14 protein-coding genes are annotated in these 14,622 nt (G+C 58.8%); 6 read left to right on the top strand and 8 right to left on the bottom strand.

The genetic code is table 11. From position 1 onward, the window contains the following. Positions 1 to 213: 213 nt before the first annotated feature. Genes NAT49_RS10385 through NAT49_RS10400 form a run of 4 tightly spaced genes read right to left on the bottom strand, consistent with a single transcriptional unit; the run spans position 214 to position 4,214 of the window. Entirely contained in the window at positions 214 to 1,347 is a 1,134-nt protein-coding gene (locus NAT49_RS10385; protein WP_251593903.1) for a metal ABC transporter permease, read from the bottom strand. Further along, positions 1,344 to 2,486, bottom strand: a complete 1,143-nt coding sequence (locus NAT49_RS10390) for a metal ABC transporter permease (protein ID WP_251593904.1) — start codon at positions 2,484 to 2,486, stop codon at positions 1,344 to 1,346. Before NAT49_RS10390 ends, NAT49_RS10385 begins: the two co-directional genes overlap by 4 nt. Next, positions 2,483 to 3,262 carry a metal ABC transporter ATP-binding protein gene (locus tag NAT49_RS10395; RefSeq protein ID WP_251593906.1) on the bottom strand — a complete coding sequence of 260 codons (780 nt, stop codon included), beginning with the start codon at positions 3,260 to 3,262 and terminating at the stop codon, positions 2,483 to 2,485. Before NAT49_RS10395 ends, NAT49_RS10390 begins: the two co-directional genes overlap by 4 nt. Continuing rightward, positions 3,252 to 4,214, bottom strand: a complete 963-nt coding sequence (locus NAT49_RS10400) for a metal ABC transporter solute-binding protein, Zn/Mn family (RefSeq protein WP_251593915.1) — start codon at positions 4,212 to 4,214, stop codon at positions 3,252 to 3,254. Before NAT49_RS10400 ends, NAT49_RS10395 begins: the two co-directional genes overlap by 11 nt. A gap of 217 nt (positions 4,215 to 4,431) precedes the next feature. Between NAT49_RS10400 and NAT49_RS10405 the strand changes: the two genes are divergently transcribed. Together NAT49_RS10405 and NAT49_RS10410 are read left to right on the top strand one after the other, a co-directional pair. Further along, a complete protein-coding gene (locus NAT49_RS10405; RefSeq protein ID WP_251593916.1) occupies positions 4,432 to 4,896 on the top strand; it encodes a DUF2243 domain-containing protein in 465 nt (154 codons plus the stop codon). Then, positions 4,893 to 5,687 carry a cytochrome c oxidase assembly protein gene (locus tag NAT49_RS10410; RefSeq protein ID WP_251593917.1) on the top strand — a complete coding sequence of 265 codons (795 nt, stop codon included), beginning with the start codon at positions 4,893 to 4,895 and terminating at the stop codon, positions 5,685 to 5,687. Before NAT49_RS10405 ends, NAT49_RS10410 begins: the two co-directional genes overlap by 4 nt. Before the next feature lie 14 nt (positions 5,688 to 5,701). Here NAT49_RS10410 and NAT49_RS10415 read toward each other — a convergent pair whose 3' ends face one another. The 4 genes from NAT49_RS10415 to NAT49_RS10430 all read right to left on the bottom strand — a co-directional run bounded on the left by NAT49_RS10415 (position 5,702) and on the right by NAT49_RS10430 (position 10,470). Next, on the bottom strand, positions 5,702 to 6,901 hold the full coding sequence (locus tag NAT49_RS10415; RefSeq protein WP_251593918.1) for an MFS transporter: 1,200 nt from the start codon (positions 6,899 to 6,901) through the stop codon (positions 5,702 to 5,704). Between the two features lie 12 nt (positions 6,902 to 6,913). Then, on the bottom strand, positions 6,914 to 7,837 hold the full coding sequence (locus tag NAT49_RS10420; RefSeq protein WP_251593919.1) for a SphA family protein: 924 nt from the start codon (positions 7,835 to 7,837) through the stop codon (positions 6,914 to 6,916). A gap of 197 nt (positions 7,838 to 8,034) precedes the next feature. Further along, entirely contained in the window at positions 8,035 to 8,958 is a 924-nt protein-coding gene (locus NAT49_RS10425; protein ID WP_251593920.1) for a SphA family protein, read from the bottom strand. Positions 8,959 to 9,234: 276 nt separating this feature from the next. Next, positions 9,235 to 10,470 (bottom strand): NAD(P)/FAD-dependent oxidoreductase, encoded by a 1,236-nt coding sequence (locus tag NAT49_RS10430; RefSeq protein ID WP_251593921.1) that lies wholly within the window; start codon positions 10,468 to 10,470, stop codon positions 9,235 to 9,237. A 282-nt stretch (positions 10,471 to 10,752) separates the two neighbouring features. On the opposite strand from NAT49_RS10430, the gene NAT49_RS10435 reads away from it, so the two are divergent. From NAT49_RS10435 to NAT49_RS10450, 4 genes are all read left to right on the top strand, one after another. Then, complete coding sequence (locus tag NAT49_RS10435; protein WP_251593922.1) at positions 10,753 to 11,256, top strand: ankyrin repeat domain-containing protein; 504 nt, start codon at positions 10,753 to 10,755, stop codon at positions 11,254 to 11,256. 106 nt (positions 11,257 to 11,362) lie between these two features. Then, a complete protein-coding gene (locus NAT49_RS10440; RefSeq protein WP_285836107.1) occupies positions 11,363 to 11,740 on the top strand; it encodes a DUF2946 domain-containing protein in 378 nt (125 codons plus the stop codon). 55 nt (positions 11,741 to 11,795) lie between these two features. Further along, positions 11,796 to 13,175 carry a PepSY-associated TM helix domain-containing protein gene (locus NAT49_RS10445; RefSeq protein ID WP_251593926.1) on the top strand — a complete coding sequence of 460 codons (1,380 nt, stop codon included), beginning with the start codon at positions 11,796 to 11,798 and terminating at the stop codon, positions 13,173 to 13,175. 253 nt (positions 13,176 to 13,428) lie between these two features. After that, entirely contained in the window at positions 13,429 to 14,586 is a 1,158-nt protein-coding gene (locus tag NAT49_RS10450; protein ID WP_251593928.1) for an EAL domain-containing response regulator, read from the top strand. Positions 14,587 to 14,622 lie beyond the last annotated feature (36 nt).

Raw genomic sequence — 14,622 nt, forward strand, 5'->3', positions numbered from 1 at the left:
ATGCCGCACGCTTAAAAAATACCGCTCTACCTCTACCTCTACCTCTACCTCTACCTCTACCTCTACCTCTACCTCTACCTCTACCTCTACCTCTACCTCTACCTCTACCTCTACCTCTACCTCTACCTCTACCTCTACCTCTACCTCTACCTATCATCATTTAAAAACGAGCCAGGCCGGTACGCAAGTCATGCCACCGACCGAGACGTTCGCTCATCGCCCGCGCTCATGCGCGTTCAAAAGCTCCATTGCCAGCGCGCGACCGGTCGCCGTTAAATTGAGCATCTGACCGACTTGGGTGATATATCCCTGATCCAGCCCTCGCAAAATGACCTGCCTGGCGCGGCCATCGCTCCAATGAAGATGCTCCCGCAGCGCCTTGACGACATTCTCTTCCTGCTGTGCGTGGCTGTCTTCGTGGTTGTAAAGGTGCACCGCAAGCGTTCGGGTCTCATTAAGCCCACGCTGACCTCGACGCACCAGAACCTGCGCCACCACCCCGTGACGCGGGCCAATCAAAAATGCAAGCAGCAAGAAAATGCCAGTCATTACGGCCATCATTCCGCCGATTGATACGTCCCATCGAACCGCCAGGGCGTAGCCGGCAACGCTTGCCGCAATCGACATCACCATGCCATAGCCGAGCATGCGCATCACGCTGTCCGTCAGGAGATAGGCACTGGCGGGAATCACAATCACGAACGCGACAAAGAGCACCGCTCCCACCGCATCGAACGCCGCCACGGCAGTTCCACTGGTTAAAAAAAGCAGCCCATAGAACAGGAGCCCTGGCGCGAAACCGAGTGCGCGCGCCAGCGCTTCATCGAAGGTGGCAAGCTTCAGTTCCTTGAAAAAAAGACCGACAAACAAGGCGTTGATCAGCGTCATGCCCCCCATGGCCAATAGCGCCTGAGGAACATCCACCCCACCAAGCGTTACGGTATCGAGCCACACGAACCCGATCTCACCAAGCAGTACAGTGTGGGTATCGATATGCACATTGCCGGCATACAGGTTCAGTAACAGCACACCGATCGAAAACAGCAGCGGAAAGACCAGCCCGATCGCGGCGTCCTGCTTGACCCGTTTCGAATGAATCAATGCCTGGGTCAGAAAAACCGTCAAGATGCCGGTAAGCGCGGCACCGAAAATCTGCAATGGTCCGCTTTGAACGTGCGCGACCAACCACACCACGATGATACCGAACACGATCGAATGACTGATCGCATCCGCCAGCATACTGGTGCCGCGCAGCACTAGAAACGTACCGACCAGCGTCGAGGCCATACCGACCAGCGCACCGACCAGCACGATGACGGTGCCGGGATCATCAAGCCAGGCCATCATGAGCTCGCCCCTCCCTGCTCCACGGCCATAAGGATACGCTCGGCCTCCTGCTGCCCTTCAAGCGTCAGCTGCCAGTAACGCGGCTGACGTGAGGCTTGGGTCGAGAGCGTAACCATGCCGCGCTGTGCAAGCACCTTGAGCGCCGGCCGAACCGCCGTGCCATGCACCCCCTCGAGCAATCCCTGCTCGGCATAGAACGCGTGATCATCATGGCGTGAGGCCAGCCGATGAAGTGTGGTCAACACATGCTGGTGGTGAAGCTCTCGGCGCTGGCGCACGCGAAGGAGCCACGACCAGACAAGCCCACGCCCCGGCGCGAACAACAGCGAGGCCATTACCAGAAGCGAGACCACGATAATGATCAGCGGGCCGGTAGCCAGCCCGCGCCCGAGTGTGCTTGCAAGAGCCCCGGAAAGGCCCGCAACCATACCGAACACCGCAGCAAGGGGCACCATGACCTCAAGCCGGCGACTCCATTGGCGCGCCGCCACCGCAGGCGCAATGATCATAGCCGCCATCAGCACTACGCCAACCATTTGAAGCCCGACCACCACCGCAAGCGCGATCATGACCGTCAGTACCGTTTCCAGTAACAGCACGGGCAGGCCCTGGGTCGAAGCAAACCCGGGGTCAAAACAAACCAGCTTGAACTCTTTCCAGCACAGCCCGACCAGAATCAGCGCGATGGCCGTAATGGCGGCCATCACCCATAGATCGCTTCGAAGAGTGGCGGCGGCCTGACCGAAAAGAAACGCGTCAAGCCCACCCTGGGCCGCATTGCCGGTGCCCTGAATGTAGCTCAGAAGCACAACGCCGAGCGCGAAGAAGGTGCTGAGCACAATTCCGAGCGCGGCATCCGTTTTCAATCGGCTATAGCGCGTCAGCGCCATCACCAGAAGCGCGGCCAGCGTGCCGGTGAACAGCGCCCCCAAAAGCAGGCTACCCATGTGGCGAGCACCGGTCACGATAAACCCCAGACAGATACCCGGAAGTGCAGCGTGAGACAGCGTATCGCCCAACAGGCTCTGCTTTCTGAGTACCGCAAAGCTTCCGAGCACGCCGCTGATCAGGCCGAGAAACAACGCCCCGAGAGCCACGTTTTGCAGCGTGTAGTCCCCCAATAGCGCCATTAGAGTCATGATTTTGCCCCGGTATCAGAGGCCAAAACGCTGTCCAGAAGCGCAATCTGGCCGCCATAGGCGCGCTTGAGGTTCTCGGCGGTGTACACCTCTTCGACCGGCCCCTGTGCGATGACACGAACATTCAAGATCAACATCCAATCAAAGTAGGAGCGCACTGTCTGGAGGTCGTGATGCACCACGATCACGGTCTTGCCAGCATCTCGAAGCGTTCTGAGGATATTGACGATTGCCCGCTCAGTGGGTGCATCGACGCCCGCCATGGGCTCATCGAGAAAGTAGATGTCGGCATTTTGAATCAGCGCTCGGGCAAGAAAGACGCGCTGCTGTTGACCGCCGGAGAGCTGGCTTATCTGGCGCTGAGCGAAGGCCTGCATGCCAACCTGCTCGAGTGCATCCATCGCGCGTGCGCGCTCTCGTCGGCCCGGCCATCGACACCACCCAAGCTGGCCGTAAAGACCCATGGTGACGACGTCGAGCGCGGTCGTCGGAAAATCCCAATCGACGCTCGAGCGCTGGGGCACATACCCCACGCGTTTTCGAATGGCCTTGTAGGGCCGGCCGAACAGCGTGACGTGACCCGCGATCGGGGGCGCGAGCCCGAGCACACTCTTGATCAGCGTGCTTTTCCCTGCCCCGTTGGGGCCAACGATGGCGGCCATCACGCCGGGGGGTATGTCGAAATCGATGTCCCACAGTACCGGCTTGGCGTGGTAGCTCACGGTCAGATCCTCGACGTGCAGCGCGAGATCCGGTTCGTGCAGATCAGTTGACATCATGCGCTCCCATGGCGGTGTCCTGTGGCATAAGATCGGCAAGCTCGTTTGGAAGAGGCGCAGGCCGGCCACCGAGCGCGGTCACGATGCGTTGGGTATTGGCGTAGAGCATGCCAATGTAAGTGCCTTCGAATCGCCCGGTCTCGCCCATGGCATCGGAATAGAGCTCGCCCCCGACCTCGATGGTCTGGCCCTTTTGCCGCGCCGCTTCGATTACCGAGCGAATCGTACGCGGGCTGATCGTGCTCTCGACAAACATGGCCGGCACCTGGCGTTCGGCCACCACGTTTGCCATGGCGCGAATATCGGCGATCCCGGTTTCGGTTTCGGTGCTGATGCCTTGGATGCCTTCGACGTCGATGCCGTAGGCTCGGCCGTAATAGTTGAAGGCGTCGTGGGCAGTCACCAGGATACGCTGCTGTTCCGGGATCGTTTTAATAGAGCGGGTAATCCAGTCGTCGAGCGCGCTCAAACGCATGCGATAGGTTTCGGCGTTGGCTGCGATGGTATCAGCGCACTCCGGGCGCTGTGCCTTGATCGCCTCGGCAATCGTTGGCACCAGCGCGCCCCAGAGTTCGACATCCATCCAAAGGTGCGGGTCAGTGCCATAGGCATCATTGACGCGGATGAGCCGGTCAGGGGCGATAGCCCGCTCGGACACCGCAAGCGTTGGGCGGCGCTGCTTGAAGCGTTCGAGCACGGACGCCAGCTTTCCTTCAAGCGAATACCCCGAATACAAGATGAGGTCGGCGTTGTTCAGAGTGGGGACATCGCTTGCACGCGCCTGATAGGTGTGCGGGTCGATGCCGGGGCCCATCAGGGATACAACATCGACGCAGCGCCCGCCGATGTTTTCCGTGACATCCCCAAGCATGCCGATGGTGGTAACCACATTGAGCGGCGCCGGTGACGCGGCTACGCCGAGCGAACACCCAAGCAGCCACCCCGCCATCAGAACTCCTGAAACGCGCCCCATAAATTCACCCTGGTTAAATCATGTTCCCGAGATTGTTATTTGTAGCACCGGTTAATATGGCGAGAAATATTCACCTCAGCTTAAATTAAGATATCCGAGTCATCTCTCACCCTGCTACAACGCCAGGCAGAGTTTCAGCCATATCTCATCTACGCTTGCCGTACGCTTTTCATTTCGTCAAAGGATATGACGCATGACCACTCCGACCCCGGACATCCGACGCACGCTTCTGGCCGCGATCCTTCTAGGCATCGGCTTCATGGCCGCCATTGATGAGGTTATCTTTCACCAGTTACTGGTCTGGCATCATTTTGTCGAAAGCGACAGCACCGTAGCCGCCATTGTCTCCGATGGCGTATTGCATACGCTCGAACTGGTGCTCCTGGTCACCGGAGGCGCGCTGATGCTGAGGCTTCACGAAACTCACCGCCACGCACCGGGCTATCGCGGCCCTGGCTTCCTGTTGGGCATGGGCGGATTTCAAGTGTTCGATGGCATCATCGATCACAAGGTGCTGGGCCTTCACCAGGTTCGCTACGTCGATAACCTCTGGCTTTATGACCTGGCCTGGAACGGATTCGGTCTACTGCTGATTGTGGTGGGTTATGTACTGCTCAAGCGGGCCAAACGTGGGCAGGCCTTTAGTCAACGCACATGATCATCCTACGCGTTCTCATTGCGCTGATCGGCGTCGCGTACCTGATGGCGGCCTGGAGACAGCGTCGTCATGGCACCAGCTGGCCCGTCTCGCGTACGGCGCTATTCATCGGGGGCATCGTTACGCTCGAATTTGGCCTGTCACCTCAACTCATGCACTACGCACATGACGACGTTCACATGCACATGTTTCAGCACTTGCTGATCGGCATGTATGCCCCACTCGCGCTGGTCTTTGCCCGCCCGATGACGCTGCTTTTAAAAACGCTGACGCCGGCACAAAGCCGCCACGTCGTCGCCTTTCTCGCCAACCGACTCGTGCGTCTTTGGTGCCACCCGCTTACAAGCGCCGTGTTCAACGTTGGCGGCATGGCGCTTTTATACCTGACCGGGCTCTATGCGCTTCAGCTTCACACGCCGTCACTGTCGCTCTTGGTTCACCTGCACTTTATCGTTGCCGGATGCCTGTTCACCTGGGCGGTGGCCGGCCCGGACCCCGCGCCTCATCGCCCGAGCCTTTCGACGCGGTTTGCGGTACTGGTCAGCGCCATGGCCTGTCATGCAGTGCTTGGAAAATGGATGTATTTCGTAGAGGCACCCGTGATCGCTGGCGCCACGACAATGCACATTCAGCACGCGGCGCAGTGGATGTTCTATGGCGGGGAATTGGCCGAGGCTGTTTTGGTGTTCGTGCTGGTCAGGCAGTGGCTCGCCAAACCGGTAACGGGAGCCCATCAAGCCCCCACCACGGCATTGAGCGCCGAACGGCGCTCAAGCATGGGGGTATCATGAAGGACTGATTCAGATCAGGAACTTGCCACGGGCGCTCGACGTTGGAACACGCCCTTGACGGCCCAGCACAGCGCATAAAGCACGCTGATGAACGCAAGCGCTGTAATGGCACTTGGAATGCCTGCCGTCATACCGGCAATGGCCGACACTACCAGAGGACTGATGAACTGACCGATGTAGAGCGCGCCGGTGAAAAAGCCCATGCCGCGACCGCGTGTACGCTGATTGAGCGCCCCCATGACCGGCGCCATCGAATTTGGAACCAACATGCCCGCACCAACGCCATGAATGACCACCGCGACGATCACCATGGTGTAACTCGGCGCCCGAACCAACAGCAGAAGACCCACTGCAAGCAGTATCAATAGCAGCGTATTACAGCCGGAAACACCGAGCGTGCGACGCGCCAGCGGCCAGCTAAGCGCACCAACCAGAGAAGCCAAAAGCCCGATACCGGTCGCAAGCCCAATCATGGTGCTGGAGGTAATGCCCATGCTCACCAGCAGCCCGGGCGTCTGTACCGGCACGACCATGCTCAGGATCATGCCGAAGCACACCAGCGCATAGCCACCTAAAAGCGTCGACATTGCGACCGGACCATCCTGGCTCGGCTGATGCGCCTCGCTTTTTGCCTTGCGTGGCTCCCACAGCACCTTGGCGATAAACGGCACCAGAAGCAGTGGCAGCAAATACAGATAGAACGGCGTACGCCAGCTGTGCTCACCCAGTGCTCCACCCACCACGAAGAAAAGCGCACCGACCAGCGCAATGGCAACGACCTGACGATTAACGTATCTAAGCCGCTGCTCGCCGTACCAGTAATCGGCAATCAGCGCCGTACAGCAGGTCATGATGATGGCCTCGGAGGCCCCGAACAGCAGCCGGACACCGACGATGGCCATTAGTTGATCGAGAACCGCAGGCAGTGCACCCAGCAAACTATAGAGCAATGCACCAAGCACCAGCAGCTTGACTCGGCCATACCGGTCGGCAAGCCAGCCGGCGATGGGCGCGAAAAAGGCAATCGCTAGTGCGGGCCCGGTCAGCGCCATGGCCACCCAGAGCGCAGCGTCCGGCATCGACGGCGCAAAATGCGCCGTCATCTTGGGAAGCACCGGGGCGACCATCACAGAGCCAACAATGGTCAGACTGCTGGCAAGCACGATGACCCAGCCTTCGGGGGCTCCGGGTTTTTTTTCAGTTATGGACGTCATGTTGGCCACCTCTTAGAAGCTGTGAGCGATACGAAGTGCGACGTTATAGCCTTCTGCTCGATTGCGAGCACCGAACTCCTTGTAGGCATGGAACCAAACGGTTGGAAGGCCTGGCTTGAAGAAGCTGACGGCCGGGCCAAGTGCCCAGACACGGGCGCGATTGCCATCGTAAATCGTATCCGCATCACCCTTGTCGTCGGTGATCTGATGGTAGTAGTACCCCCCAAGACCCACGGTATAGCTATCTACATGCTGGCCGATGGCGAACTCATTTTTGTATTCGATGCCACTGCGATAATCGGTATCGGGGTTTTCGGTGTTGATGTCGAACTGGGAGAGGGTCGAAAATTCAAGCCCAGTATCGGTGATGTAGCTGAAACCAAAAATCGGAGAGAATGCCCAGTGGTTGACGCCTGGGTTGATCAACCGGTCCTTATCGTAATCCCCGGTCGGTGCCTGCACCTGAAACTGCGCCGTGACGCCCATGTTCGGGGCTGGGTTCCAGGCCAGTATCAGTGGTGTGACCTGCAGGTCGGCCTGACGGAAAACACTGGCGCTGTCGCTGAATACGGTGGTGCCGTTGACGTTGACATCAAGCTCGGCGTTCATTCTTGTAAAGGGCATGACCCCACTGAAACCGTAGCGCCCTCCAAACAGCGTCTGGTCGGTCATGTGGATGTAAGCCAGACCGATCGATAGCACATCGATCGAGACGTCATTATCGGCCCGGTTGCCGCTGGCATCACGAAGGTTATCAGTGGTGTAGTACGAAGTTCGAAGCCCAAAGGTTCCATAAGGAGTTGCTGGGGGGAGAAAGCCGGAGCCGAATTCGTAGACGCCCATGGGCGTTGTTGGCGAACCATTTTCGGTGGCATAAGCGGAAGCGGCGGTCAAAAAGCCAGCACACGCAGTTAGAGTAACAAGCGCTCGTTTCATGAAATGCACCTCGGTCTTTGTGATTGTTGTGCATTTCACTGTATGGAGCGTTGAGCGGCGGGCGTTATCCGCATTTGGCACAATCACACTACCTCTTTAGTCGCCCTGCCCAGGCGTTTTCCCCGCACCGAGAGGCGTGCCGCGACCGTGAATTTGACCAGCCGCGACACCTATCGATATCTATCGACACCTAGACTCTAGAAGCTTTGAGCGACGCGCATGGCGATGTTGTAGCCCTGGGTGCGATTGCGTGCACCGAATTCCTTATAGGCGTGGAACCAGACCGAAGGCAGGCCCGGCTTGAAGAAACTGACGGCGGGCCCAAGCGCCCAGACCCGCGCTCGATTGCCATCCTGACTGCCCAGGGAATCGCCCTTGTCATCGGTAATCTGGTGGTAGTAATACCCGCCAAGCCCGACGGTATAGCTTTCAATATGCTGCCCAATGGCGAATTCGTTACGGTACTCGGTGCCGCTGCGGTAATGGGTATCGGGGTTTTCGGTGTTGATGTCGAACTGGGACAGCGTCGACAGCTCAAGCCCGCTCGCCGTGATGTAACTGATGCCAAGAATTGGTGAAAATGCCCAGTGATTAAGCCCCGGACTAATCAGGCGGTCTTCATCGTAGTCACCGGTAGGCGCCTGGATCTGAAACTGCGCTGTCACCCCCATGTTGGGCGCCGGGTTCCAGGCAAGCATGAGCGGAAGAAGCTGAAGGTCGGCCTGGCGGAACACACTGGCGTCATCGCTGAATACGGTGGTGCCATTGATATTGACATCAAGGTCGGCATCCATCTTGAAAAACGGCATGACGGCGCCGAATCCGTACCGGCCGCCAAACAGGGTTTGATCGGTCATACGGATGTAGGCCACACCAACGGAAAACACGTCGATAGAGAGGTCATTGTCGGACCGGTCGCCGTTATTGAGGCGCAGGTCGTCGGTGGTGTAATAGGCCGTTCGAAGCCCGAAGGTCCCGGTCGGTGTTGCAGGCGGCAGAAAGCCCGACCCGAAGGTATAAGTCCCCATGGCAGTGGTCGGCGACCCGTTTTCAGTCGCATGAGCAGAGGTGGCCGCAAACAGGCCGAGACAGGCTGACAGTGCAACGAACGTATATTTCATGAATAGACGCACCCTTTTTATTCATTGTTGGCGCTTGCGATACCATTCGGCTCTACAAAGCCTGTTTCCAAGGACAGATCGAAACGGTGTGTCGACAGAACGCGCTGGAGGTTAGACGCATCCAAACAGCACAGCCTCAACGAGGCCCCTATATTAGGCGATGCCTCTGGATGCATGAGGAGCTATCGGCCTCGAAAACCGCGTACCTGAGGTCGCTTCGACGAAAGTGAGCCTGTCCGGCGATCAATCTCAACGAGCGTATGCCGCCAGGCATAGCTATAGAAGGCGCTTGCGCCCCTTGAGAAGACCGTTCCAGTAGTACCTGGGCATCAGCTGCGTTTTGACCCACCATGCAAGCCGGGAAGGTTCCGTGCTGCCAACAAGCCACTGGGGCAAGCTCGGCTGAAGTTCACCGCTGTAGTCAAACTCCGCCAGCACGACTCGACCGTGCTCGACCGTTAGAGGACAGGCGCCATAGCCGTCATATTTCTGCTTGGGCATAGCGCCTCGTAACACGGCAAGAACGTTGTCGGTCACGACCGGCATCTGCGCGCGCACCGCCGCCGCCGTCTTGGCGTTGCCTGTTCCGCAGACATCACCAATGCCGAAAATAGTTGGAAAATAGGTGTGCTGGAGCGTACCGGGATCAACATCAAGCCAGCCCCCGGAATCGGCCAGACCACAATCGCTGATAAGCGCGGGCGCGCACTGGGGCGGCACGACATGCAGCATGTCAAAGCGCGCTTCGTATTCTCGAAGCCCCTGGTCACCCTGATAGCGGAAAAACGCTTGGCGGTGCGTACCGTCCACGGCAACCAGCTCTTCCTGCGAGTGATGCGAAATGCCGTAATGCTCAAGGTACTTGGAAAGAACGGGCACAAAGGCATCAATGCCGAAAAGAGACGCCCTTGAGTTGTGAAAATGGACGTCGACGTTCGATAACACGCCCGCTTTTCGCCAGTGATCGCAGGCCAGGTACATGGTCTTTTGAGGAGCACCGGCGCACTTGATCGTCTCCAGAGGCTGTGTAAACAGCGCACGGCCCGTCGTCAGAGCCTGAATATTTTGCCAGGTGTACGGCGAAAGCTCCGGCATGTAATTGGAAGATACGCCGTTCGAGCCAAGCGTTTCTTCAAGTCCCTCGATCCCTTTCCAATTGAGAGTAAGACCCATTGCAATGATCAGCACCCGGTACTGAAGCTGCTGACCGCTGCCCAGCGCAATCCAGCGCCGACGAGGTGCGATTGTTCTAACCCGCTGCTGATACCAGATCACATCGTCGGGCAGCACCTGGATCATGGGACGATGCGTCTGCTCGTAGGGCATCAGGCCAGCGCCGACCAAAGTCCAGCCGGGCTGATAGTAATGGTTCGCCGAAGGCTCAACGACCGCGATTTCAAGCCTGGGATGGCGTTTCAAAAGGCTTGCCGCAGCAGCAATACCCGCAGTCCCCCCACCGACGATGACGACGTCGTAAACATGATGCGATGACTTGTTTTTAAGCGTACTCATGATAGTCCCTCACGGTTCGGATCTGCTCGCATCACACAGGCCCGGTACGGCGCACATGCATCTTCTTGTTTTATATTCACCATAGCTTAACAATCACGCCTCATGAAAGTGTTCACGACAATGGTCTGGGCGTACTTACAACGCAACAAGGCAATGGTCGTGTTGATCGGTGTCATACACTCACGTTCTTGAGGGCATAAGAAGAGACTACTTCACTGGAGCGGCCGCAGTGGACACACTAGCGTGTAGATAAGCAAACACTATCCAAAACAAGGACGCCCCATGGACTCAAAACCCGAGCTGGATGACGCGGCGCTGGAATTCGCCGCTCGGATTTTCGACGCCGCCAGAAACGGCAATACCGAGCAATTTCGCCAGTGGTTCGCACAGGGCCTGCCGTCGGACATGCGAAACCATAACGGCGACAGCCTATTGATGCTTGCAAGCTACCACGGTCATCACGACACCACTCGGCTTCTGCTCGAACACGGTGCAGACCCTGAACTCTATAACCTCAAGGGTCAGAACCCCTTATCGGGCGCTGCGTTCAAGGGCGATCTCGAAATGGTGGACATCCTCCTCAATGGCGGCGCCCGGGTCGACGGCAGCACGGAAGATGGCCAAACGCCACTGATGTTTGCGGCCATGTTCAACCACCCGGCCGTCGTGACGCGACTGATTGAACGCGGCGCCGATACAACCCGGACCGACCGCCAGGGAAAAACGGCAAAGGCACTGGCCGAAGCCATGGGCGCGCCCGACACACCGCCCCTGTTGACGTCCTGAACCGCGCGCTAACGTCGCACCCCGCAACGATTGTTGACATGGCGCGTGCGCGCTACTATCGCTCTGCCCCGGTTTCGACCGCCGTTGAGTGATTGAAGTACGCGCGATGAGGTGTTCCCTACGCAGGCCTGCCCCAAATCTTGCCTGGATTGCGATTCTGGCTATGGCGCTGCTGTTTGCAGCGCCGGTGGTCAGTCAGACACTGCACTCGCTGGACCGAGCGTCCGCCTCGTCACATTCAAACATGACGATGGCGCACTCAGCACATGACGAACGGGCAAGCGATCATCATTCCGCGCTGATCGCCTGTGGGTACTGCGTGCTGTTTGCACACGTGCCGACCTTACCGCTTGGCGTATTCACGCCGCCCGCCTTCCCCGAATTTGCCCGAGACCTCATCCCGCGCGGGCCTCCGGTTGAAGTGCGCGCCCCTTTACCCTATCGACCGAGCCTTCCACGCGCGCCACCTCGTTCTCGTCTCTGAATCCGCATGCCTTCGATTAATTTCGATCGTTTTCATCTTCAGACAGCGAGAAATCATGACTCGACACGCTTCTTCGTCGAACGCCCAAGCGCGTCCGACCCCCTTGCGCGCGCTTATCCTGCGACTGCATTTCTACATCGGGCTGTTCATTGCCCCGTTCATGCTGGTTGCGGCCATCAGCGGAACGCTTTATGCCCTGACGCCTCAGCTCGAAGCCTTTATCTATCACGACGAGCTGACCGCCACTCGACAAGGCACCCCCAAACCGCTCGATCAACAAATCGAGCGTGCCCAACGCGCCCTCGGCACCACCGAGCTCCCCGTGGCCGTGCGTCCAGCCCCCGAGCCCGGCACGACCACACGGATCATGTTCAACGATGCCTCACTGGGTGAGTATGAGCATCGCGCGGTGTTCGTTGACCCCGTAACGCTCGAGATCAAGGGTAGCCTGCCGGCGTACGGCACCAGCGGAACGCTGGCCCTTCGAATTACGCTCGACAAGTTTCACCGCGCCCTGCTGCTGGGCGATACCGGCAGGCTCTACAGCGAGCTTGCCGCCTCCTGGCTCTGGATTGCCGCACTGGGCGGGCTGGCACTTTGGCTCACCAGGCCCTCGCGCGCGGCCACGTCACCAGAGACTCGCCGCACCACGCTGAATCGATGGCACCGCTGGCTCGGCGGCGCGCTGATGCTCGGCCTTCTGTTCTTTTCCGCCACAGGGCTAACCTGGTCAAAGTGGGCCGGCGGCAACATTGCCGAACTAAGGCATACGTTCGGCTGGGCCACGCCAAGCGTGTCTCTTGCGCTGTCCGGGTCTGCGCCGGAACACGGCCACCAGCATCATTCAACAATGACGCATGATGAGATGGCGTCCGGTACGCCGGCCACGTTCGCACGGCTCATGGCCCAGGCGCGAGCGGCCGGACTCGATAGCGGCCACCTCGAGATTCAGGCCAAGCCAGCAGGAACAGCCTGGAAAGTGCGCGAAATCGACCGGCGCTGGCCGACCAATGTCGATGAGGCGGCGTTCGATCCCACCACAGGTCGACTGGTCGACCTTGTGCGTTTCGAGCAATACCCTCTGGCGGCCAAGCTAACCCGCTGGGGCATCGATGCACACATGGGCATCTTGTTCGGGTGGCTGAACCAATTGATTCTGGCAACGGTCGGGCTCGGCCTTGCCACCATGATCGTGCTCGGGTATCGCATGTGGTGGCTAAGGCGCGTGCGTGCGGTTCAAGCGCAGCATGGGGCGCGCACCCTGATCACGCTATGGCGGGCGCTCTCGATCAAGGCACGCCTTGTGACCGCTGCTGCACTGGCGGTGTTCGGCTGGATCTTGCCGGTACTTGGTGTCAGTGCGGTAATCATGCTGATCCTTGATGCCTTGATCGTCGGGCGCGCCAGATCCGAAACGGACACAGCCTCGGGCTGACGCAGACTAGCACTTAAATTCTGCCGAATCGGCGCTGCCTATACGGTGGCGCCAAGCCGCACATAAATGAGAATTAGATGTGTTTACCGGTACAACTAGAATCGTCACCCGAGCGGTTTACACGATCTCACACGCGAGAGTGAACATTGCCTTATTTTGAGGCGCGCCCCGTGGTTATTCGGTCGAAAGCGCTTACAATCGCCTCCGCACTGCGCGCTTCGATCTTGAAAACCATGCTCATGGACTGCCCTTGATGCCTAAAACAGCCTTGATTATCGATAATGTGGCTGACCTTCCTCGCTTGAACACGCTGTTTGTCGACCGCGGTTTTGACGTGTCGACAGCCGAGGGTATGCATGATCTTGCTTACCGGCCTGCCTACCTCGAGGTAGACCTGATCGTCTTGAACCTGAACCTGGGCCCATTCTCGGGCATCGACGTTCTTGATCTCTTGCAGGAAAGAAGAATCGATTCAGCGATCATGTTGATCAGCGATGGGGACACACCGTCTGCCGGGGCTCTATTGCGCGCAGGGCTTGAGCGCGGCCTGCGTATGCTCGGCCTGATGCCCAGAACCGTCTCGGCAGCGACACTCGAGCAACTCCTTGCCCCCCTCGAGACGACCCAGCGCCCCTTGACCGCGCTGGACATCGACCAGGGGCTCGCCCAGCAGGAGTTCGCCCTGGAGTATCAGCCCAAGTTCGATCTTGAAAGCAACACCCCCTGCGGGTTCGAGGCGTTGCTGCGGTGGCATATTCCCGAACGCGGCCCGGTGCCTCCCTCGCGGTTCATTGCACTGGCAGAGCGCGACGAGCGGATCATCAGTCTCAGCTGGTACGCCATCGACCGCGCCTGGGCGCTGCACGCGCGGCTCATCAAACAGGGTTACCGACTCAACATTGCCGTCAACATTCCGCCGCCGCTTCTGGGCGAACCCAATGTGCTTGAGCGCATGGATCAACTGGCACGACGCCATCAGTGCTCGCCAAAGGGCATGGTGCTTGAAATCACCGAAACCTCGATCATCGAGTCGATCAGCTACGCTCGGCACATGCTCGAAGGGTTCCGGGCACGCGGGTTTCAACTGTCACTGGACGACTTTGGCACCGGCTACTCCTCGATGACCCAGCTCGCCCACCTCCCTTATGACGAGCTCAAGCTCGATAGAAGCTTCATTGCCCAGTGCCATGAAGGCGACGCCGAAGCGATCACACGGTCGATCGTCGAACTGGGCCAGCGCCTGGGGCTTCGGGTCGTGGCCGAGGGCATCGAAACCCATGAACAGTTCCAGTTTCTGAAAACGCTAGGGTGTGATTGCGGTCAGGGCTTTCATCTGGCACGCCCCATGCCCGAACACGATGTGGAAACCTGGCTGTCATCATGGGCGCTCTCGACATCCCTGACACCTTGATCATCCCCGCTTCCCCCCAGCCCATGAACCGGCAGC

Origin of the sequence: Larsenimonas suaedae, assembly GCF_023712105.1 — a bacterium.
Classification (GTDB): domain Bacteria; phylum Pseudomonadota; class Gammaproteobacteria; order Pseudomonadales; family Halomonadaceae; genus Larsenimonas; species Larsenimonas suaedae.